Annotated in this window: 13 protein-coding genes, 1 tRNA gene and 1 pseudogene; 8 read left to right on the top strand and 7 right to left on the bottom strand. The window is 72.9% G+C overall.

Annotated elements, in window-relative coordinates; genetic code table 11:
• Positions 1–23: 23 nt before the first annotated feature.
• Together ABT057_RS29570 and ABT057_RS29565 are read right to left on the bottom strand one after the other, a co-directional pair.
• Positions 24–494 carry a hypothetical protein gene (locus ABT057_RS29570; RefSeq protein ID WP_352346662.1) on the bottom strand — a complete coding sequence of 157 codons (471 nt, stop codon included), beginning with the start codon at positions 492–494 and terminating at the stop codon, positions 24–26.
• A 173-nt stretch (positions 495–667) separates the two neighbouring features.
• A complete protein-coding gene (locus tag ABT057_RS29565; protein WP_352346661.1) occupies positions 668–1753 on the bottom strand; it encodes an ABC transporter ATP-binding protein in 1086 nt (361 codons plus the stop codon).
• 253 nt (positions 1754–2006) lie between these two features.
• Here ABT057_RS29565 and ABT057_RS29560 point away from each other — a divergent pair.
• The 3 genes from ABT057_RS29560 (at position 2007) to fxsT (ending at position 8023) form a co-directional block, all read left to right on the top strand.
• Positions 2007–2079, top strand: a tRNA-Thr gene (locus tag ABT057_RS29560).
• A gap of 124 nt (positions 2080–2203) precedes the next feature.
• Positions 2204–3676 (top strand): VMAP-C domain-containing protein, encoded by a 1473-nt coding sequence (locus tag ABT057_RS29555; protein WP_352346660.1) that lies wholly within the window; start codon positions 2204–2206, stop codon positions 3674–3676.
• Between the two features lie 393 nt (positions 3677–4069).
• Positions 4070–8023, top strand: coding sequence for an FxSxx-COOH system tetratricopeptide repeat protein (gene fxsT, locus ABT057_RS29550; RefSeq protein ID WP_352346659.1), 3954 nt, complete (start codon positions 4070–4072; stop codon positions 8021–8023).
• A gap of 90 nt (positions 8024–8113) precedes the next feature.
• Here the strand turns inward: fxsT and ABT057_RS29545 are convergent, their stop codons facing one another.
• The 3 genes from ABT057_RS29545 to ABT057_RS29535 form a co-directional block, all read right to left on the bottom strand.
• Positions 8114–9928, bottom strand: a complete 1815-nt coding sequence (locus ABT057_RS29545; protein WP_352346658.1) for an HEXXH motif domain-containing protein — start codon at positions 9926–9928, stop codon at positions 8114–8116.
• Positions 9929–9945: 17 nt separating this feature from the next.
• A complete protein-coding gene (locus tag ABT057_RS29540; protein WP_352346657.1) occupies positions 9946–10116 on the bottom strand; it encodes an FxSxx-COOH-like cyclophane-containing RiPP peptide in 171 nt (56 codons plus the stop codon).
• Between the two features lie 124 nt (positions 10117–10240).
• Positions 10241–11353, bottom strand: a complete 1113-nt coding sequence (locus tag ABT057_RS29535; protein WP_352346656.1) for an effector-associated domain 2-containing protein — start codon at positions 11351–11353, stop codon at positions 10241–10243.
• 173 nt (positions 11354–11526) lie between these two features.
• Here ABT057_RS29535 and ABT057_RS29530 point away from each other — a divergent pair, with 173 nt between their 5' ends.
• Complete coding sequence (locus ABT057_RS29530) at positions 11527–11700, top strand: hypothetical protein (protein ID WP_352346655.1); 174 nt, start codon at positions 11527–11529, stop codon at positions 11698–11700.
• Between the two features lie 4 nt (positions 11701–11704).
• Positions 11705–13453: an HEXXH motif domain-containing protein gene (locus tag ABT057_RS29525; protein ID WP_352346654.1), complete on the top strand. Its 1749-nt coding sequence runs from the start codon at positions 11705–11707 to the stop codon at positions 13451–13453.
• Here the strand turns inward: ABT057_RS29525 and ABT057_RS29520 are convergent.
• Positions 13439–14332 (bottom strand): aminoglycoside phosphotransferase family protein, encoded by an 894-nt coding sequence (locus ABT057_RS29520; RefSeq protein WP_502973982.1) that lies wholly within the window; start codon positions 14330–14332, stop codon positions 13439–13441. The two genes, ABT057_RS29525 and ABT057_RS29520, sit on opposite strands and share 15 nt — an antisense overlap.
• Between ABT057_RS29520 and ABT057_RS29515 the strand changes: the two genes are divergently transcribed.
• The 3 genes from ABT057_RS29515 to ABT057_RS29505 all read left to right on the top strand — a co-directional run bounded on the left by ABT057_RS29515 (position 14310) and on the right by ABT057_RS29505 (position 19778).
• Positions 14310–15008 carry a rhomboid-like protein gene (locus tag ABT057_RS29515; RefSeq protein WP_502973980.1) on the top strand — a complete coding sequence of 233 codons (699 nt, stop codon included), beginning with the start codon at positions 14310–14312 and terminating at the stop codon, positions 15006–15008. The genes ABT057_RS29520 and ABT057_RS29515 overlap by 23 nt on opposite strands.
• A 10-nt stretch (positions 15009–15018) precedes the next feature.
• Positions 15019–16416, top strand: a complete 1398-nt coding sequence (locus tag ABT057_RS29510; RefSeq protein ID WP_352346652.1) for an NAD(P)/FAD-dependent oxidoreductase — start codon at positions 15019–15021, stop codon at positions 16414–16416.
• Between the two features lie 110 nt (positions 16417–16526).
• Entirely contained in the window at positions 16527–19778 is a 3252-nt protein-coding gene (locus ABT057_RS29505) for a Tat pathway signal protein (protein WP_352346651.1), read from the top strand.
• A gap of 38 nt (positions 19779–19816) precedes the next feature.
• On the opposite strand, the pseudogene ABT057_RS29500 reads toward ABT057_RS29505, so the two are convergent.
• Positions 19817–21354 (bottom strand): annotated as a pseudogene (locus ABT057_RS29500) (MFS transporter).
• Between the last annotated feature and the right edge of the window lie 65 nt (positions 21355–21419).

Genomic DNA, 21419 nt, shown 5'->3' with positions numbered 1-21419 from the left:
GTGCGTGTCGGGACGCGTGGGGCTCAGCTGTGGGCGGCCAGGACGCCCGAGGCGAACGAGGTGTCGCAGACCGGGCGGGCGTAGGACTGGGCGCGGGAGGGACCGTAGATACGGACCGCGGCGCGGCCGAGGGCGCGGGCGATGGAGGTGCAGTGCCTCGCCAGCGACGGCCTGCCGTTCACGGCCGCCTGGAGATGGGTCAGGGCGGTGGCCGGGTCCTTCTCCTGGAGCTCGGCCAGCAGCCGGTCGCGCAGGACGTCCTGCGGGGCCTGGGCGGCGCCTTGCGAGGACCCGTGGGCGGCGGACACGTCGGAGGCGGTGAGCACCGAGTCCGAGGGGTTCCCCGACCAGTTGACCCGGGTGACCGCGAGGGTCCCCGAGAGCACCATGACGACGGGCAGGACGAGGGCGAGCGAGCGGCCGATCCGGCGGGCTGGGCCGCCCCGGCCGCTTCGCGTGCGCTGGGTGGTGGAGTGGTTCGCGGAGTGCTTCACGCGTGAGAGGGTAGCGCCCGGTAATGAATTGGCGACATTAAGTCACCCGGACGGGGGATGAAGGTGTGCCTCTTTTTGGGTAGGGCGTTGACGGACGCGGTCCGGAGGACATCGAAAAGGGCCCCGCAGCCTGCTGCGGGGCCCTTTTCGCGCGATGTGCGGGTCAGTGCGGGTCAGTCGGAGAGGCGCTCGCCCGTCGACGTGGAGAACACGTGGGTCTCGCCCGCGCGCGGGACGACGTGCAGCGTGCTGCCCTTCTCCGGGACGTCACGGCCGCCGACGCGGACCACGAGGTCCTTCGACTCGTCGCCGACCTTGGCGGTGCCGTAGACGAAGGCGTCCGAGCCGAGCTCCTCGACCACGTTCACGACGACCGCGAGGCCCTTCTCGACGCCGGTGGCCACGTCGAAGTGCTCGGGGCGGACGCCGACGGTGACCGTCTTGTCGGTCGCGGCGGAGAGCGCGTCACGCTGCACCGGCACCACCGCGTTGCCGAACTTCACGCCGCCGTCGGTGATCGGGACCTCGACGAGGTTCATCGCCGGGGAGCCGATGAAGCCGGCCACGAACAGGTTGGCGGGCTTGTCGTACATGTTGCGCGGGGTGTCGACCTGCTGGAGCAGACCGTCCTTGAGGACCGCCACGCGGTCGCCCATCGTCAGGGCCTCGACCTGGTCGTGGGTGACGTAGACGGTGGTGATGCCGAGACGGCGCTGCAGGGACGCGATCTGCGTACGCGTCGACACACGGAGCTTGGCGTCCAGGTTGGACAGCGGCTCGTCCATGAGGAAGACCTGCGGCTCACGCACGATGGCGCGGCCCATCGCGACACGCTGGCGCTGACCGCCGGAGAGGGCCTTCGGCTTGCGGTCCAGGTACTCGGTGAGGTCGAGGATCTTCGCGGCCTCCTCGACCTTCTGCCGGATCTCCGCCTTGTTGACGCCGGCGATCTTGAGCGCGAAGCCCATGTTGTCGGCGACCGTCATGTGCGGGTAGAGCGCGTAGTTCTGGAACACCATGGCGATGTCCCGGTCCTTGGGCGGCAGGTGGGTGACGTCGCGGTCACCGATGCGGATGGCGCCGCCGTTGACGTCCTCGAGACCCGCGAGCATCCGCAGGGAGGTGGACTTGCCGCAGCCGGACGGGCCGACCAGGACGAGGAACTCGCCGTCCGCGATCTCGATGTCGAGGCCGTCGACGGCGGGCTTCGTGGAACCCGGGTAGATCCGGGTCGCCTTGTCGAACGTGACAGTGGCCATGGTGATGGGCCCCCTTCTACCGGCAGGAACGTGCCGGACGATCCGTTGTAGGAAGGTGGTGAGCGTGGTCCGCGTACAGGTGCGGTCCACGAGCTGGTGTAGTCCACACAGGTGAACTGGCTCAGGACGCTACCTCGCGTTCGCCTGATCTGTCAGTACCCGGAGGGCTGTGAACTTCGGGGAAATTCTCGCCGGGCACACCCGGCGACCTGGGTACACTGCACGGGCACGTACGTCACGCACGTCCGTGCAGGCCTCCTTAGCTCAGCTGGTAGAGCACCGCTCTTGTAAAGCGAAGGTCGTCGGTTCGAGTCCGACAGGGGGCTCGCATGGTACGGGTCTCCGGTCGGTCGCGCCGGTGACCCGTACTTTCCTGCCCTTTCCCCGCCCCCGGCCTTACTCTGGTCGGCACCGTCAGAGAACCGCGCAGGCTTGTCTGGAGGCAACGGGGTGGGAGAGCGGAGTCTGGAACGGGTCCGCAACGAGCTGGTCGTCTCCATCGTGGACGCGCTCCAGCGTTCGGGCACGGTGAGCCAGGCGGCCGGCCGTGAAGTCTGGCGCGACCTGCTCTCCGGTGAGCTGGGCGCGCCCGTGGAACCGCTGACCGGGGACCGGCTGCGGCCCTGGCTGCTCATGGTCGTGAAGTCGTGCACCGGCGTCGGTGACGGGCTGGCCTGTCTGGTGCGCTCCCTGGAGTACGTGGAGGAGGAGTCCGCGTCCGTCGTGGAGCTGTGGCCGCTGGTCGACGAGTGGGAGGCGGTCGACTTCTTCAGCCCGGCCGACCTGCGCGGTCTGCGCCCCGTACTGGAGTCGGTGGGTTCCGTGGATCTGCCGGCCATGGCGCGCCGGGCCAGCCGGTCCCGGGTGCAGGAGCTGCCCTCCTGGTGCCGGACGGCCTGGCAGGTGTTCCTGCGGCTCGCGGGGGAGAACACCCCGCCCGACGAACTGCCGCCGAGCATGGCGTTCCTGTCGCTGTGCGCGGAGTGGCTGGTGGAGGACGGCCGTCCGGAGGTCGCGGAGCGGCTGCGCCGCTTCAACCGCGACCAGGCCGGGCTGCTGGGGCTGGAGGCGGCGCTGGCGGACTGGCAGCACGCGGAGTTCCTGCAGCCGGAGCCCTCGCTCGTGCCCGCGTATCTGCTGATCCAGTTCGAGCCGGACCGGGTCGAGGCCGACCGCTACTACCTCTCGCACTGGCGGCAGTCCGACTCCGAGGGCTGGCACCCGGTGCGCGGCGAGACCGTTCATCTGCGGCGGGAGGAGCTGCCGGGCGCGGTGGAGAAGCTGATCGAGGAGACCGAGGCGAGATGGGCGAACCTGCGCCAGCCGGTCATCCTCGAGTTCGTGCTGCCCTGGGAGCTGCTCAACGAGCCGGTGGAGTGGTGGTGGAGGGAGTCCGACTCCCCCGATCCGACGCCGCTCGCCCTGGACTACCCGGTGGTGGTGCGCAGTCTCGAGCGGCTGCAGCGTGCCGCCTGGCACCGGCCCTGGCACTCCAAGTGGCGGCAGTTGCGGGAGCGTCCGGCGGACAGTCACCCGCACTGGAGCCGCCCGGCGCAGGACGGGGCGTCCTTCTTCCAGCTGGAGCGTGAGCTGAAGGAGGACCCGCAGGCGGTGTGCCTGGTGCTCAGCGAGCCGCCCGGCGACGACTCGGGGGCGGGGCGGCGCGAGGTGCTGGCCGGGCTGCGGGCGGGGGTGCCGGCGATGATCTGGCACCGCAGCGACTGCTCCGACCCGTCCTTCCAGGAGGCCATCGAGCAGATCCTCCAGGACCGGGGGCTGGGCAGCCTGGAGGACCAGGTCCGCAAGTGGCGGGGTGACGCGCTGAAGCTCGGGCCCGGGCGTTGGGACGGGCACGTGGGACGGCATCTGGCCATCCTGCTGGACGATCCGGAACGCAAGCCGACTCCGCCGGGCCCGGTGTAGGCCGCCATGGTGCCGGGCGGAGGGACGCGGTCGGAGGCCGGCACCGGTCCGTTACCCGGACCGGCGCCCGCACCGGCCTGCGCGTCAGGCGAGGTTTCACCCCTCGTGCGGTCGGGCGGCGAGCCCCGCACACGGTCGGACGGCGGGCCGCCGGAGGCACCCTTGCGCGGTGCTGAGGGCGGTGCCACGCTGGTACGGCCGCGTGTCTGTGTTCCGATGTCTCACCCCTCGTGGCCTGCCGCCTTGCACCCCGGGCAGACCGCTGCCAGTCTGGGCACGTGGATGTCACGCATGCCCGCGCGATGCGGGGCCTCCTCCCGTTTTCCGCGGCCGCCAGCAGCCCGGGACGCTCAGAGAGTGCTTATGCGGTGTGACGATGACTCACGATCAGCCATGGCACCGACTTCTGACGACGCGTCGATCGAGGCGGCGCTGCGGGCCCTGAGCGGACTCGGCACCCCGGACCCGGCCGGCCGCCGCGGTGTGCTGATCGTCGTGGACGACCACGTCACCATGCGGGTGTGGGACGAGCTGATCGACCGACTCGTCGACGGCCTCACCGGTCTCGACATGCTGGGACCGGTGTCCGGCACGCGGCTGCTGTGTTCGGACGACACCGAGCCGGCCCGGATCCGGCTGGCCGATCTGCCGGCGGACGGGGCCGGCCGGCGGGCAGTGCTGGTGCTGACCGACGGCCTCGCCGGGGGCTGGCGGTCGGACGCGGTGCTGCCCCTGCTGCGTGAACTAGGCCGGACCCAGCCGCTCGCGGTGCTCCAACTGCCGCCGCAGCGGCTGTGGTTCAGGACCGGTCTCGACGTCCACCGGATGCGGCTGAGCACGCCGCGCCCGTGGGCGCCCAACGGTGAGCTGGTCTGGGAGCTGCAGACCTCGCCGCTGGAGTCGGTCGACGACGCTCCAGCCGCCCGGGCCGGTGTGGTGCCGGTGCCCGTGCTGGAGGCCACCGAGCGTTCCCTCGCCTCCTGGGTGGAGCTGGTCACCGGGCGGGCGCCGCAGTGGACGGAGACCTCCGGTGTCCGGGCCCGGGAGTGGAAGCGGCGCAGGGACGCGGCGCGGGCCGTGCCGTGGATCGACGACGTACCGGATCCCGCGAGCGCCGTACCGCCGAAGGACCGGGTCTCGGAGTTCCGGGCGGCGGCGTCGCCGACCGCGTTCGCGCTCGCCACCCGGCTGGCGGCGGCCCCGCTGACGCTGCCGGTGATGACGGCCGTCACCGCCTCCGTGCCGGGGGCCGGGCCCGCCCATGTCACCGAACTGCTGATGAGCGGACTGGTGCGGCCCGCCGGGACGGACGCCGACCGGGCGGCCGGTGTGGTCTTCACCTTCGGCCCGAACATCCGGCAGGAGTTACTGGCCCTGTCCCGGCGGCGGGACACCGTCCGTGTGCTGCACGACGTGCGGGCACTGGTGGCGGCCGCCGCACGGGAGGGCGAGGAGCCGGCGCTGCCCGACACCGGTGAACCGTTCGACACCGCCGCGGTGCCGCCCGTCACCGAACGGAACGTCACCTTCCTGCGCATCGAGCGCATGGCGCTGCGCGCGCTGTCGGGCCGCTTCCTGACCCGCGCCGGGGAACTGGGCCGGGCACTGCGCGAGTACGACCGTCAGAACACCGTGAGCCTGCGCAAGGGCGAGGGCCGCCGGCCGGCCGGGACGGCGGATCCAGACGCCTCCGGACCGGCGGGCGACGCATGGGCGCACGACGAATCCGCACCAGCCCCCAGGGGGTCCGGGACAACTTCAGAAGGAGCCACGGTCATGGCGACCACGCAGCAGCCCACGGTGGAGACGGGGCACACGACACCGCGCGTCTGGGGCAACATCCCCCCGCGCAACCCGAACTTCACCGGCCGCGTGGACCTCCTCGAACGTCTGGGCGAGCGGCTGCGGGAGGGCACGACCACCGTGCTGCCCGAGGCGATCCACGGCATGGGCGGCGTGGGCAAGACCCAGCTGGCCATCGAGTACGCCTACCGCCACCAGTCCGAGTACGACGTCGTGTGGTGGATCCCCGCCGAACGCCCCGGCCAGATCGGCCAGGCCCTGGTGGAACTCGCCCAGCGGCTCGGGCTGGTCAACACCGGCGAGGCGAACATCGCCGGACCGGCGGTGCGGGAGGCGCTGCGCGAGGGGCGGCCGTACTCCCGCTGGCTGCTGATCTTCGACAACGCGGACAGTCCGGAGCGGGTGCGCGACTACTTCCCCACCGGGGGGAGCGGCACGATCCTGGTCACCTCCCGCAACCGGCGCTGGAGCGTGGTGGGCCCCTCGCTCGAGGTCGACGTCTTCACCCGGGAGGAGAGCAAGCAGCTGCTGCGCCGGTCCAGCGCCTACGGCGAGGAACTCACGGACGCCGACGCGGATCTGCTCGCCGAGGCGCTCGGGGACCTGCCGCTCGCCCTGGAGCAGGCCGCGGCCTGGCGCGCGGAGACCGGGATGCCGGTCTCGGAGTACCTGCGGCTGTTCGAGCACAAGCGCAGTGAGCTCCTCGAGGTCTCCCCGCCTCCGGACTACCAGCTTCCCGTCGCGGCCGCGTGGAACGTCTCCCTGGACCACCTCGAGACCCGCAGCCGCACCGCCCTCCGTCTGCTCCAGCTGTGCTCCTTCTTCGCGCCCGACCCCATCTCGCGGTCGATCTTCTCCGGCCTGGGCGGCTCCAGGATCGACCCCGATCTGGACCGGGCCCTGAACGACCCGATGCGGCTGGCTCGCGCCATAAGGGAGATCAACCGCTACTCCCTCGCCCGTATCGACCACCGCACCAACTCGATCGAGATGCACCGCCTGGTCCAGGCCGTGCTGATCCACCGGATGACCCCCGAGGAACAGGAACGCATGCGCAATGGGGCTCACACACTGCTCGCCGCCGCTGACCCGAAGGGACCGAACCAGGCGGCCAACTGGCCTCGCTACGCGGAGCTCTACGGTCATGTGATCGCGTCCACCGCGGTCGAGTCCGACCAGCCGTGGGTGCGGGAACTGGTGATGAACGTCGCCAAGTACCTCTGGTACTGGGGTGACCACCGGGTCGCCATCGAGTTCTCCGAGCAGGCCTGGGAGACCTGGCGGCGGCTCTTCGGCGAGGAGGACCAGCAGACCCTGCTGATGGGCTGGTGGCTGGGGTTCCTGTACCTGATGGTGGGCCGGCACGACGACGCGTCGCAGGTCGTCGGCGCGTTCCAGGCGGTGTACGCGCGCACGGCGCCCGCCAACCAGGAGGACACGCGCGAGGACGCGTTGGTGGCGCTGAACCTCGAGGCCGCGGTGCGCCGCCACCAGGGCGACTTCCTGGCCGGTGCCGAACTCGACGAGACGGCCTATCAGCGCGCCCGGCGCGCCTTCGGCGAGGACGACCCCACCACGCTCGTCACCGCCCACAACCTCGGGGTGAGTCTGCGGGTGGTCGGCGAGTTCCAGCGGGCGCTGGAGCTCGACCGCAGCACGCACGCGATGAAGGTGCGACTGTTCGGCCGTGACCACCAGCAGGCGCTGGTGACCGAGGCGAGCGTGGCCGTGGACGTGCGGGAGACGGGCAACTACGTCGGTGCCCGCTCGCTCCAGCAGGCCGTCGTCGACGGCTACCGGACGACGTTCGGGCCGGAGAACCCCACGACGCTGAAGAGCATGCGGCAGCTGAGCGAGGCCTGCCGCAAGGAGGGCGACCAGGTCACCGCGCTGGCGCTGGCCCGTGAGACCTACGACCAGTTCACCCGCCGGTACGGCGACACCCATCCGGAGTCCCTGACGGCCGCGCTCGCCCTGTCGGTGGCGCTGCGCCACAACGGCGACCTGGACGGGGCCCTGGAGCGCGGCGAGAAGGCCGTGGAGGGCTTCCGCACCATCTTCCAGCCGGACCACCCGCACGTCATGGCCGCGGATGTCGACCTCGCGGTGACACTGCGGCTGGTGGGGCGGGCGGAGGAGGCCCGGGAGCTGGACGAGGCGGCGCTCGCTGCTCTGACCGGCCGTCTCGGGGAGGACCATCCGATCGTGCTGGCCTGCGCGATCAACCTGGCGAGCGATCTGAGCGCGCTGGGGCTGGTGGCCGAGGCGCGTGAACTGGGGGAGCGGACGCTGGGGCTGTGCCGGACGCGGCTGGGCGAGAACCACCCGACGACCCTGGTGTGCGCGGCGAACCTCTCCCTGGATCTGGTCGCCCTGGGTGAGGAGGCGGAGGGCGAGGAGCTGCGCGAGGACACCTTGACGCGTATGGAGCGGGCCCTCGACGAGCCGCGCCTCACCTCCGCGGAGTCCATCCCCCACCCGGCCACGGCGCAGGCCCGAGCCAGGCGCCGCAGCGACTGCGACATCGACCCGATGCCGATGTAGGGCGGGGCCGGCGGCCGTCTTCCGGCCCTCTCAGGGCCTCGGCCCTCGCCCAGCCGTCCCGCGGCTTTCTCCGGCCCCTTTCACGGCCCGTCACGGCTCGGTGGAGGCGAGCCAGGTGGCGAGGTGGAGCGGGTCGGGGGCGGTGCCCGTGGCGCGGAGCAGGGCGTCGTGCACGGCCCGGGCTCGTTCCGGGTGGTGACGGAGCAGGCGGGCCGCTTCCGGGTCGGTGCCCGCCAGGGTGAGCGCGCTGCCGAGGCCCGCCCAGGCGCCGGCCGGACCGGCCTCCGCGGCGAGGTGCGTCAGGTACGCGTGCCGGGCGGCCTTGGCGTCGCCCCAGGCGAGGAGGGCGTCCGCGGTCAGCGCGCCGCCGACCCGGGCCGCCGTCTTCTCGGGGGCGTCGGGTGGGATCCGGTCGTCGTCCGGGCCGGCGAGGCGGTGGCGGACGAGGACGGCCAGACTGTCCAGCCAGCGCGCCGAGGGGTCGGGTACGACCTCGGGGTCGGCCGCCAGCGCGGCGGGCGGCCCGCCCGCCCCGTCCAGCCAGGCGTGTACGGCTGCGTCGACGGCCGGTGCGGGCGGCTGGAGGTGGTGTGCCCGCCAGCGGGCGCGGCGGTCGTCGGCGCACAGCCGGGCCAGGGCCAGGCACTCGTCGGGCACCGGTTCCGCCGGCCACCGCCCGGTGTGGTCGCGCAGCGTGCTCAGCAGGGCCGCGCCGAGCGGGGTGAAACGGGGATGGTGCCGGATCTGCTCCATCGTCGTCGTGACATGGGTGCGCCACAGTGCGAACTCGAAGTGCGCCAGGGCGTTCCGGTCCGCTGTGGCCGTGCGGTGCCGGCGCCAGAACGCGGCGATGCCCACGAACGCGTAGATGCCCTGGAGCAAACCTTCGAGGGGCCGTGGATCGTCCCGCCAGGGCGCGTACCACAGTTCCGGCGCGGCGCTGGTGTCGCGGGTCAGCAGGGGTGCCAGGTGCAGCAGGCTGCCGAGTTTGGTGTGCTGGAACTCGTGCACGAGCGTGACGGCCAGTTGTACGGCGTCGTCCGGTTCCGAGGCCTCGATGCCGCCGAACGCGTCCCCGGACGTCACACTACGTGGCCGAAACCTTTCCCTTGGGGCGGTCGGAGTCAGCGAGAACAGGCTCCGGCGCATCGCGTCGGCCGTCTCGGGCTGTTCCTCGAGGAGCACGGCCCAGGCTTGCTCCAGCAACTGCCGCCAGAGCGCCGCCGCCTCGGCGGACAGCGGGTGGGGCTCGGTCGGCAGCGGATACGTCCGATAGGGGTCCGTGTCGTCGAGGACGATCTCGAGCCGGCGGTCCCCGGGGCCGACGGCGAGCCGGCGCAGGGGATGCCACCCGGGTCCGGACGAGCCGAGCGGGAACGGCACGGGGACCGTAGCCCCGGGCGCCTCCAGCGCGGCCTTTCCGCCCTCGGCCCGTACGGTGGCCGTCGTCCACGGCTCGGTCACGGGCAGCACCGCGCAGCCGAGCGTCGGCAGCGGCACCCGGCCGTGCCGCACCGGTACGTCGACGGCGAAGTCCAGTCCGGCGCGCAGTCCCGCGACGGCGGCGAGGGCGGAGGCGTGACCGAGCATCACCCACAGCGGCGGCTCGTCCTCCGGTGCGGAGCCGCGCAGCCTGCGCAGGGTGGCGGCCAGCCACATCCCGGTCTGCGGGTACATGAGCAGGTCCTCGACGACCTGGGGGGCGTGCCGCTGGGCCCGGCTGAGCAGGTCCCAGGCGGGCCCCAGGTCCGTGGTGTCGTCGAGCATCCGCAACAGCAGCAGACGGCGGCTGCGCTCGGCCCTCAGCAGGTGGTCGAGGGTGTCGGCGCCCCCCTCGCCCCGCATCAGCTCCGTCACGCCGCCGACGGGCAGGCGATGATGCGGCAGGGACGGCTCAGCACTCACGAGCGGCCCCGGCCGTGTCAGTCGAAGCGCATGGCGCCGCCGTCGACACCGGCCACCGTGGCCAGTTGGTGGTCGATTCCCGGCAACAGTTCCTGAAGCGACGCGGCGAGAACCCGATCGTCAATGGAGCGCAGCGTTTCAAGAGATACCCCCGCGAGATCGACCAGGCTGGACTCGACGGCGGACACAGTCGGCTCCATGGCGGCCAAACCCCTTCCCCCCGGCTGTGTTTGGATGCTGGCTGCTCACATCTTCCTGATGATGACCCACCGTACGGAGGATGAAACCCCGAGCCCGCCGGGGCGCGCGATATCAGGTCACGCCGTCCCCGGTGCCGGGATGCCGCCGGGACAGTGCCGCGGCCTCCCGGTCCATCCGGGCCACTCCGGCCGAGTTGCCCTCCAGCAGCCGTACCGCTTCCAGGAGTTGGTCGAGTGTGCCCCGGTAGCGCAGACAGGTCCGCAGGATCCCGAACACATCGGGGCGCAGTGAGTCCGAGCGGGGGCTCATCGCGGCGACCGACGGGTCGATGCCGGACAGGACCAGGTCGAGGGTGGTGCGCCGGGCGACGGTGGGCAGGGCGACCAACGCACCCGCCAGGCCCGCGAGTTCGCCGAGCGGAAGGTCGGAGGGCAAGTGGGCGAGGAGGGTGGGGGAGGCCGGTGTTCCCGGCGGGGCGGCGGGACGGTCCAGGCCGTCCGGGGCCGGCGGAAGCCCGGCGTGGGTGTGCAGGGTGGCCAGTTCGCCGGGGCTGAGGAGGCTGTACCAGCGGCGGACCCGGACCGCGGCGAGCCGGCCGAGGCCGTCGGACCGGTGGTGGGCGCTGACCAGGCCGACGAGGGTGCCGCCGTGCCAGACGGCCGCGCCCGACATGCCCTCCCAGGGGGAGCGGGCCGGGTCGGGGTCGGCGGCGGGCGGGGTGACCGCCAGTTCCAGCGTGCCCTCGCGGCGGTTGGACAGCACGGAGGTCAGCCCCGTGGCATGGCAGGAGTCGCGGTACTGGGCGGGCGAGCCGTCGTCGAGGGTGCGCATCCGGTCCGTGCGCAGCTTGAAACGGGGGAAGCCCAGCGCGCTGCACGGCAGATGGACGTCGGCGTCCGGCAGGTCGGCGTAGACGGGCGGAGCGGCCGGGGCGGAATGCGGGCCGGGAGGCGGGGCGTCGGTGATCTCCAGGAGCGCCACGTCCGCCTTGTCGGAGGCCAGGACGAGTGTCGCGCGGGCGGTCCACTCGTCGGCGCGGTCCGCCTCGAACCGGACCCGGGTGTCGCCGTCCTCGACGTCGCGCACGACATGGGCGGCGGTCAGTACCCAGCGCGGCCCCACCCGGTAACCGGAGCCGCGTCGGCCGGAACCTCGCGCGCCCGTGGACGGCCGGACCATCACCTCCGCCGCGCGGATCGGGTCCAGTCCTTCCAGTTCAGTCACGCACACGTTCTTACCCGTTCCGACCGCCGGAGGACCCAATTCAGGAAGATTCCGTGCGGCCGGGACGTGTGGGGCTCGGGTGCCGTCGGCGATGCACTAGAGTCGATCAAGTAGTGAGAAAACCGCCGAAAAGGTGGTTTTCCGTCATGTCTTTCACCCTTAGGGATGGCGCCATGGAGAAGTCAGGAGTCGAGTCCGAGCTCGTCGACCTCGGTGGGGTTCCGCTGGACGCCTGGCCCACCCTGGACCTTCCGTCGGCCGGACCCTCCATGCGCCGCCTCCTCGGCCGCATCGACGACTCCGCGAGCAGTCTCGGCGGCTACAACCCGCAGCGCGACGACGCGTAGACCCGTGCGGCAGACCACCTCCCGATCCCACGTCCTCCCTTCCCGCTCCTTCGAGGAACTGCTCGGCGGCGGGGGCGGGACGGCGGCCGTGGACGACCTGTGCGCGAGTGAGCGCAGCTGGCGGCTGCTCGTCGTACGGGCCCTGCTGGACGCGGCCGCGACGGCCCCCACCGGACCGCTCCCCCCGCCCGCCGACGCCTGGCGTCTGCTGGCCCGGGCCGGCGCCGCGGACCCGGCGGCCGCCGAACGGGTGCTGGCGTACCCCGCGGTCGGCGTCTGGGCCGCGCACACCCTGCGCCGGCTGCGCGGCAGCGCCCGCGACGACGCGCCGCTGTGGGTGCACACCGGCCATCTCCACGCCCTCGCGGCGAGCGCGGCGATCCTCGCCGGGCTGGAGTTCCGCACCGAGGTTCCCGTCCGGCGGGGCTGGGCGGTCCTGCCCCTCGTCGGGGCGATGCGGGTGGACGGCGGAGCCGAATGGGCCACCACGGAGGTGGCCCGCGACGGAGGCCAAGTCACGGTCGGCGGCATGCCCGTGCCCGGACCCGGCTGGCACGCCCTCACGGAGCTGACCGCCGACGGATGCGTCCTCGTCCTGGACGATCTCGACCCCTACCGCACCCTGCGCACCCCCGCGGCCCCCGAGCCGCTCGCTTGCGCCGACGACTGGCGCGAACTGTTCGCCGGGGCCTGGGAGGTGCTGTGCGAGACCGGCGCCGAGGAGGCCCGGGCGCTGGTCGGCGGGCTGATCGCGGTCGTGCCCCGGCCGCGCGCCGAGCCGTTCCGCCCGCACAGCGCCTCCTCCGGTGACGCCTTCGGGGCGGCGCTGGCCTCGGTCCCGGACGACGCGGAACAGTTCGCCGCCACCCTGGTGCACGAGTTCCAGCACAACAAACTCAGCGCGTTCATGCACCTGTTCACCCTCTACGCGGCCCCCCGTGAGCAGCAGGGCGCCCGTCTCCACTACGCGCCCTGGCGGGACGACCCGCGCCCCCTCGGCGGGCTGCTGCAAGGGGTGTACGCCTTCCACGGGGTCACCGGTTTCTGGCGGCGGCGCGCCCACCCGCTCGGCCGGTTCGAGTTCGCGCTGTGGCGGGACCAGACGGCCCACGCGCTGCGTTCGATCGCCGGTGCCGAGGAGCTCACCGACCTCGGCCGGCGCCTGGTGGCCGAGCTCGCCGGACGGCTGGAACCCTGGCTGGGGGAGCCGGTGGACGCCCGTTGTCTGGCCGCCGCCGGCCTCGCCGCCGCCGACCACCGCGCCACCTGGCGCGCGTACCACCTGCGGCCCGACCCGGGCACGGTCCGCGCCCACGCCCGTGCCCTGACCCAGGGGACCGCGCCGCCCGCCGGTGCCCCCGCACCCCGACTCCTCCCCGGCAGTCCGGTCCGCGGCCTGGACACCCGGGCGGTGCTGCTGCGCCGGATGCTGGCCGGTCCCGGTGGTCTCACCGGCCTGCGCGACGATCCCGGCGCCGTCGTCGAAGGGGCCCGTCCCGAGGACGTCGCCCTGGTCACGGGCCGCTGGGACGAGGCACTCGCCGCGTTCCGGGCCCGTATCGCCCGGGGTGAGGGCGATCCCGAGAGCTGGGTCGGCCTGGCGCTCGCCGCCCGCGCCACGGGCCACCCGGCGGGCCCGCCGCTGCTCGCCGCCCCGGAACTGGCGATGGCCCTGCACGAAGAACGCAACGGCCGGTGCGACCCGTTGGACATCGGCCTCGCCCTCGCGGAGACCGGCTCACCGGTCCCGTAGCAGGCGGCCGATCTCCAGGTGGTGCGGGGCCGGAGAGCGGCCGCCCTCGATCACCCACAGGCAGTTCTGCAGCATCCGGCCCAGGGTCCAGGCCCGGGCCCGCTCCCGGTCCAGCCCCAGCACGTCGGTCATCGCGTCGAAGCGCCAGTGGACGTCGTCCGGGTCGAAGCGGTTGTCGAGGGCCGGCCAGAGCTCGAAGCCGGGGTCGCCCGTGAGGGGCTTGGGGTCGATGGCCAGCCAGGGGGCGCGCTCCGCGGCGAGGACGTTCTCGTAGTGCAGGTCCCAGTGCAGCAGCCGGTCGCCCGGCTCGGCCACCACCTCCCGGACGGCGGCCGCGCAGTCGGCGATCAGCCGCCGCTCGGCGGGGTTGGGGATCCTGGCGAGCGCCCCGGGGGTCCGGGCCAGCATGTCCCGCGCCATGTCGCCGAGCCCGCGCAGCCCGGCCGGGGCGGCGACGGACGTCAGCCGCGCCAGCAGACCGGCGATGACGAGCACCGCCTCGTGGATGTCCGCGACGGACGACAGCATCCGGTCCGGGTCGAGCCGTTCGAGGAGCAGGGCGCCCGTCGGCTCGTCGTGCCGCAGCAGTCGTACGGCGTGGTCGCCGCCCCAGGCCCGCAGGGCGAGGGGTTCGCCCTCGGTCTCCTCGTCGAGGATCTGGAGCTTGAGCACCGCCCGGGTGCCGTCGGCGGCCGTCACCGGCAGGACCAGCGCACACACGCCGTGCATGGACCGGCCGTCGATCCGCAGCTCCCAGCGATCGAGGAAGCCCTCCGCCAGCGCGGGCAGAGCGGCGATGAACTCCCGCCCGGCCGTGCCGTTGATCTTTACCTGTTCTGTCACGAGTGCGGGCGGAATGTCGATCACCTTCCGGACGATACTTGCGCGTGTGAATCCGCTCCCGCGAATTTCCGGTGCCCGGCGGGCGGTGTGGGCGTACGTCCGCAGCGCGCCCGGCACCTACGTGTGGCTGGCGATCCTGTTCTTCACCACGGTCGCCCTGCACCACATGTCCCCGGAGTTCGAACAGGAGTTCCTGCGGCAGCGGTCGACCAATCTCCACGAGCTGTCCCGGCATCCCGTGCGGGTGCTGATCTCGAGCGCGATGTGGATCGACGGCGGGTACTGGGCGCCGTACGCGGTGCTGTACTCCGTGTTCCACGCCCAGGTGGAGCGGTGGCTCGGGACCCTGCGCTGGCTGGTGGTGTGCGGGGCGGCGCACGTCCTGGCGACGCTGATCAGCGAGGGCGCGCTGCTGAAGGCGATCCGGGACGGGATGGCGCCCGAGTCGGCGGTCAACACCCTCGACGTCGGGGTGAGCTACGCGCTGGCGGGCGCCGTGGCCGTCCTCGTGTACCGGATCCGCTCGCCGTGGCGGTACGGGTATCTGGCGGTCGTGCTCGCCGTCTACACCGTGCCGCTGGCCGCCGGTCCGACCTTCACCGACTTCGGCCACTTCGTCGCCGTCCTCATCGGGTTCGCCTGCTTTCCGCTGGCCCGGGGGCGGGGAGGACAACGGAATCCGAAGGAGACAGCGGCCGTCCGGCCGGGTTAGCGTCGCCCGCATGAGCAGCGGTTTCGTGAACGGCGGGGTCTCCTTCTGGTACGCGGACGACGGCCTTCCGGCCGTGCGGGAGCCGCTCGCCGGGGACGGGACCGCCGACGTGGTGATCGTCGGGGGCGGGTACACCGGGCTGTGGACCGCGTACTACCTGAAGAAGGCGGCCCCGGACCTGCGGGTCACCCTCCTGGAGCAGCGGTTCTGCGGGTACGGGGCCTCGGGGCGCAACGGCGGCTGGCTCTACAACGGGATCGCCGGCCGCGACCGGTACGCAGCCCTGCACGGCCATGAGGCCGCCGTACGGCTCCAGCGCGCGATGAACGACACGGTCGCCGAGGTGGTGCGGGTGACGGAGGAGGAGGGCATCGACGCCGATGTCGTGGCGGGCGGAGTGCTCGAGGTGGCCCGGACGCCCGCGCAGCTGGCCCGGCTGAAGGACTTCCACGCGCACGAGCTGTCGTACGGCGAGCGGGACCGCGAGCTGTACGGCGCCCGGGAGACGGCCGAGCGGGTGCGGGTCGCCGGGGCCGTCGGGTCGACGTGGACCCCGCACGGGGCGCGCGTGCACCCGGTGAAGCTGGTGAAGGGGCTCGCGGCGGCCGTCGAGGCGCTGGGGGTGCGGGTGCACGAGTCGACGCCGGTGACGGAGGTCCTCGCCGGGCGGGCCGTGACGCCGTACGGGACCGTGCGGGCGCCGTACGTGCTGCGCTGCACGGAAGGGTTCACGGCCGCGCTGAAGGGCGAGAAACGGACCTGGCTGCCGATGAACTCCTCGATGATCGCCACCGAGCCGCTGAGCGCCGGGCAGTGGGCGGCCGTCGGCTGGGAGGGGCGCGAGGCGCTCGGCGACATGGCGCACGCCTACATGTACGCCCAGCGCACGGCAGACGGGCGGATCGCGCTCGGCGGGCGCGGAGTGCCGTACCGCTTCGGGTCGCGGACGGACAACGACGGGCGGACCCAGCGCGAGACGGTGGCGGCGCTCCGGGAGATCCTGGTCGGCTTCTTTCCCGCGCTGGCGGGGGTCCGGGTGGCGCACGCCTGGTCGGGGGTGCTGGGGGTGCCGCGCGACTGGTGCGCCACGGTGACCCTGGACCGGGGGAGCGGGCTCGGCTGGGCGGGCGGGTACGTCGGATCGGGGGTCGCCACCGCCAACCTCGCCGGGCGGACCCTGCGCGACCTCGTGCTGCTCGACTCCGGCCGGGGCGGGAACACCGGGCTGACCGTGCTGCCCTGGGTCGGCCACAAGGTCCGCAGGTGGGAGCCCGAGCCGCTGCGCTGGCTGGGCGTGCAGGGCATGTACGCGACCTACCGGGCCGCCGACCGGCGGGAGAGCGCGTCGCACAGCGCCGGGTCGTCGCGGCTGGCGCGGCTCGCGGACCGGGTGGCCGGGCGGCACTGACACCCCGACGACCCCTGGAAACCAACGGGTGCTGTGTCGTACCTGTGTGCGACCATCACGGCAACAACCGTTGATACAGGGGGAGTTAAGTTGAACCAGGGGGAACTCGGATGACCGACGCGGAATCCCGCCCGCCCGCGAGACGCCGGCGGGCGGCCGCACTGCTCGCCGCGGTGCCGCTGCTCGCCTCGCTGCTCGGCCTCACCACCGCGGGCACCGCCCGCGCCGACGACCCGGCCGACCCGGCGTGCGCGTCGCTCGCGCTCGCGCCGTTCGGCGATCCGGGCGACGCGGTCGGCAGGGCGACCGTCCCGCCCGACTCCAGCGTCTGCTACACCGTCACCGTCGACACGCCCGGCCTGTACCTGGCGCCCGCGCTGGACGACGGCGGCAACACCGTGACCAGGCAGCTGCTCGCCGCGGACGGCAGCGAGGTCGACTGCTACGGCGACGGGTACGCCACCAACGGCATGTGCGCGGTGCCCGCCGCCGGCATCTACACGCTCAAGGTCCTCAACACCGACTACTGGGCGGCGAAGGACACCTCCGTCACCTTCGTGCCGCTCGGCACGGGCCGGGGCTGCGCCGACCCGGTCGGCACGAACTGGGACCAGCCCGACATCACCCGCACGACCGCGAGCCGGGTGGAGGTCGACTGCCAGCCCTTCGAGGGCGAGCGCGGCGACCGCGTCCGGCTCACCCACGGCTCGAAGACCTACGGCGACTCCCTCGCCTGGATCACCGACGCGAGCGGTGCCCGGATCTGCGAGCGGTTCCCGGAGGACGACGAGGACAGCTGCGTCCTGCCCGGTGACGGCCCCTACCGGGTGATCTCCACCGTCTCGCGCGCGGAGAGCGGCTTCCCCGCCGAGTACGCCGTGAAGGTGCGCCGGCTCAACGACCCGCAGGGCTGCACCACCGCCCCGGTCCGCCCCTACGGCGCGCTGGAGCCGCAGGACCTCACCACCAACCCCTGCTTCACCTTCACCGCCACCGCGGCGGGCCCGTACACCGTGCACTCCGTGAGCGAGGAGCAGGAGGCAGGGGTGGCCCGGGTGTACGACGCGGCCGGGCTGAGCGTGTGCCGCTACGGCGCCGACCCGTGCCGGATCGAGACGCCCGGCACCTACACCGCCGTCCTCGACGACGGCACATACCCGTTCCGCGACACCCGCGCCGGGCTGGTCGTCCTGGACCGGGCCTCGGACGCCGGATGCGTGGCGACCGGGACCGGGCTGCACCGGGGCGAGCTGAGCACGGCCGGGCAGTACGACTGTCTGACGCTGGACGCCCCGCAGGGCGCCCGGATCGCCGCGCTGACCCCGCTCGTCTCCTCCGGCGTGGACGCCGAGGTGGAGGTCCTCGACCGGGACGGCGTGGCGCAGTGCGACTCCTCCGACCTGGCCGACGGCGACTGCGCGCTGACCGGTACGGCCCCCTTCCGGGCGCTGGTGCACACCGAGGACGGCGGTGAGGACGCGACGGGCCCGTACTCGGTCGCCCTGCACCGCACCGACGCCGCCGCCGACTGCCCGGTCCTGCCGGCCGGCAGTTTCGCCGCCGACGGCGCCAAGGCCACGCTGGCCACGGGTGACGGTGTCTTCTCGCACTGCCTGGGCATCCCGGCCGACGCGCACACCACCGGGGAGGTCTTCCAGCTGATCGCCACGTCCGGCGGTGTGGCGGCGAAGTTCTCGGTGCTGGACGCCACCGGGAAGAAGGTCTGCGACCGCACCGCCACCACCAACGGCTGGACGCTGTGTCCGCTGACGCCGGGCCTGGCCCACACCGTGCTGTTCACCGGCCGCGACCAGACCGCCGGCTACACCCTGGCCCGGCGGGACGTCACCTCCACCGCCTCCTCGGCGGGCTGCACCACGGCCGCCGCGTCGAAGGTCGGCGGCCCCTCCGTGCCCGGCGCCTACGGCGAGCCCGGCACCCTGAACTGTCACCGGATCACCACCGACGCGGCCACCGACGTCCTGCACGTCGACGTCCGGGACGCGCTGGGCACCGCCAACATCGCCGTGTTCGGCGGCGACGGCACCACGGAGTGCTCCTTCCGCAACCGTTCCTGCGCGGTCACCGGGTCCACCAGCCACCAGGTCCTGGTGCAGACCCCGGCCACCCTCAAGGCGGCCCCCGCGTACCACCTGGACGCCCTGCGGGTGGCGACCGCGGCCGGTCCGGCACCGGAGTGCACCCGGGTCCCGTCGGTGTCCTACGGCTACGGCCCGGTCACCGGCACACTCGACGAGGCGCACAGCGCGGTGTGCGCGGTCCTGCCCACCGCCGGGTTCGACCGCTTCAACGCCGAGATCACCGACACCACCGGCGCCACCACCACGGCGGTGCCCGCCCTCTACAACAGCGCCTGGAACAACGGCTGTGTGCTGTACATCCCGAGCGGCTACCAGTGCGCGGCGGGCGGCTCCTCCTCGGCGGCCGCGCCGACCGTGTTCGTGCTCGGCCTGCCGGAGAAGGCGTCCACCACCTCCTACAGCGCCAAGCTGACCTGCACCTCCACGTTGTGCGGCCCGGACAAGGTGAGTGTCGCCTCGGTGAGCCCCACCACCGGTGTCGCCGGCGGCAAGGTCGAGCTCACCGTCACCGGCACCGCGCTGCCCCCGAACGCCACGGTCCGGCTCACACAGAGCGGCAGGACCCTGACCGCCACGGTGGACTCGGTCTCCGCGGACAACCGGACCCTGACCGCGACCCTCGACCTGACGGGCGCGGCCACCGGCAGCTGGAACGTCAGCGTGTTCACCACGTGCTGCGAGTACCCGCGCGGCACCTTCACCGTGACCCAGCCCCAGCTGACGGGCGTGGCGCTTCCGAAGGTGACCGGCACGGCCAAGGCGGGCGCCAAGGTCACGGCGACGCCGGGTGGTTGGTCGGCGACCCCGTCCTCGTACACGTACCGGTGGCAGGCGGACGGCAAGGCGATCTCCGGCGCGACGGCGACGACCTACACCGTCCCCGCCGCGCTGGTCGGCAAGAAGCTCACCGTGACCGTCACCGCGGTCCGGAGCGGCTGGACGAGCGCGTCGGCGACCTCGGCGGCGGTGACCGTCGCCAAGGGGGACGCGCCGAAGGCGACCAGGGCACCGGTGATCAGCGGGACCGCCAAGGTCGGGAAGACGCTGAAGACCACCAAGGGCACCTGGAGCCCGGCGGCCACGTCGTACGCCTACCAGTGGTACGCGAACGGCCGTGCGATCAGCGGGGCGACCAAGTCCTCGCTGGTGCTGAAGGCGGTACAGAAGGGCAAGAAGATCACCGTGAAGGTGGTCGCGCACCGCACCGGGCACAAGGACGGGTCGGCGGTGAGCAAGGCGACCAAGGCGGTCGCCCGGTAGAGCACCGGGCGGGCGGCGTGCCGGGGCCTGGGGGGCTATCAGCCCACCGGCTCCGGCACGGCCGTCTCCGCCTGCGCCTCGCGCTTCGGGGGCCTGGTCGTCACCATCAGGCCCGCGATCAGGCCCGCCAGGAGCATGATCCCGGCGGCCCACCAGATGGCGACCGTGTAGCCGTGGACGACGCCCGCACGCGTGATCTCCGCCCGGTCGGCGGGGTTGGTGAGATGGGCCGCGATGTAGGCGGTGCTGCTGGTGGTGGCGATGGTGTTGAGCAGCGCCGTACCGATGGAACCGCCGACCTGCTGCGAGGTGTTGACGGTGGCCGAGGTGACACCGGCGTCCCACGGGGCGACTCCGGCGGTGGCCGTGGAGAACACCGGCATGAAGGTCAGGCCCATGCCGAGACCCATCAGGAGCAGCGCGGGCAGGATCTCGGTGGGGTAGGAGGAGTCCACCGTCAGCCGGGTGAGGATCACCATGCCGCCGGCGGCGAGGACCATGCCGGGGACCATCAGACCGCGTGGCGGCACCCGGTTCATCAGCCGCGCGGAGATCTGCGTGGAGCCGATGATGATCGCGAGGGTGAGGGGGAGGAAGGCGAGGCCCGTCTTCACGGGGGAGTAGCCGAGGATGACCTGCAGGTAGTAGGTCATGAACAGGAACAGGCCGAACATGCCGATGACGGCCAGAGCCATGGTCAGGAAGCAGCCGGCCCGGTTGCGGTCCTTGACGATGTGCAGGGGCAGGAGGGGGCTCGGCGCCCTGGTCTGCCACCACACGAACGCGGTGAGCAGGGCGAGGCCGCCCGCGAAGAGGGTCAGTACCAGCGGGTCGGTCCAGCCGCGCGGCTGGGCCTCGCTGAAGCCGTAGACGATCGCGACCAGGCCGCCGCAGCCCAGCACCGCACCGGGCACGTCGAGGCGTACGCCGGCGTGGCCCGGGCGGGCGTGCAGCAGCGACAGCGCGCCGAAGACGGCGACGATCGCGATCGGCACGTTCACGTACAGGCACCAGCGCCAGCCCAGGTACTCGGTGAGCAGCCCGCCCACGATGAACCCGATCGCGGCGCCGCTGCCGGCCAGGGCGCCGTAGATGCCGAAGGCCTTGCCGCGTTCCTTGGGGTCGGTGAACGTCGTCGTCAGCAGGGACAGGGCGGAGGGCGCGAGGAGGGCGGCGAAGGCGCCCTGGAGGGCGCGGGCGCCGAACAGCATCCCCGGGTTGACGGCGGCGCCGCCGAGCGCGGAGGCCGCGGCGAAGCCGATCAGCCCGATCACGAAGGTGCGTTTGCGGCCCACCAGGTCGGCGATCCGGCCGCCGAGCAGCAGCAGGCCGCCGAAGGCGAGGGTGTAGGCGGTGATGACCCTCCCCCACTGCCTTAAGGGCGTGGGAGGTGCCCCCAGCGGTTGGCGTCCGACATGCCCAGGTCATGCTGGGCGGAGGGGAGCGCGATGTTCACGATCGTCGCGTCCAGGACGACCATCAGCTGGGCGAGCGCGATGATCACCAGGCCCCACCAGCGGCGGGGGTCGGGCTCGTCCGCTGTCGTCGAGGGTTCACCTGTCCGGGTGACACTCATTCGCCCAGAAGACCATGGATCCTGACGTATTGCATCCCCTTGTGTGAAGTTCGGCGGCCGGTGGC

This window comes from Streptomyces sp. NPDC002588 (genome assembly GCF_040295925.1).
In the GTDB taxonomy this organism is placed as follows: domain Bacteria; phylum Actinomycetota; class Actinomycetes; order Streptomycetales; family Streptomycetaceae; genus Streptomyces.
This window is presented reverse-complemented; position numbering and strand designations above follow the sequence as displayed.

Excerpts from the sequence above, each read along its gene's own strand:
- ABT057_RS29510 (WP_352346652.1), top strand. The coding sequence starts at position 15,019 with ATGAGCAGCGGTTTCGTGAACGGCGGGGTCTCCTTCTGGTACGCGGAC.
- ABT057_RS29530 (WP_352346655.1), top strand. The coding sequence starts at position 11,527 with ATGGAGAAGTCAGGAGTCGAGTCCGAGCTCGTCGACCTCGGTGGGGTT.
- ABT057_RS29565 (WP_352346661.1), bottom strand. The coding sequence starts at position 1,753 with ATGGCCACTGTCACGTTCGACAAGGCGACCCGGATCTACCCGGGTTCC.
- ABT057_RS29505 (WP_352346651.1), top strand. The coding sequence starts at position 16,527 with ATGACCGACGCGGAATCCCGCCCGCCCGCGAGACGCCGGCGGGCGGCC.
- ABT057_RS29515 (WP_502973980.1), top strand. The coding sequence starts at position 14,310 with ATGTCGATCACCTTCCGGACGATACTTGCGCGTGTGAATCCGCTCCCG.
- fxsT (WP_352346659.1), top strand. The coding sequence starts at position 4,070 with ATGGCACCGACTTCTGACGACGCGTCGATCGAGGCGGCGCTGCGGGCC.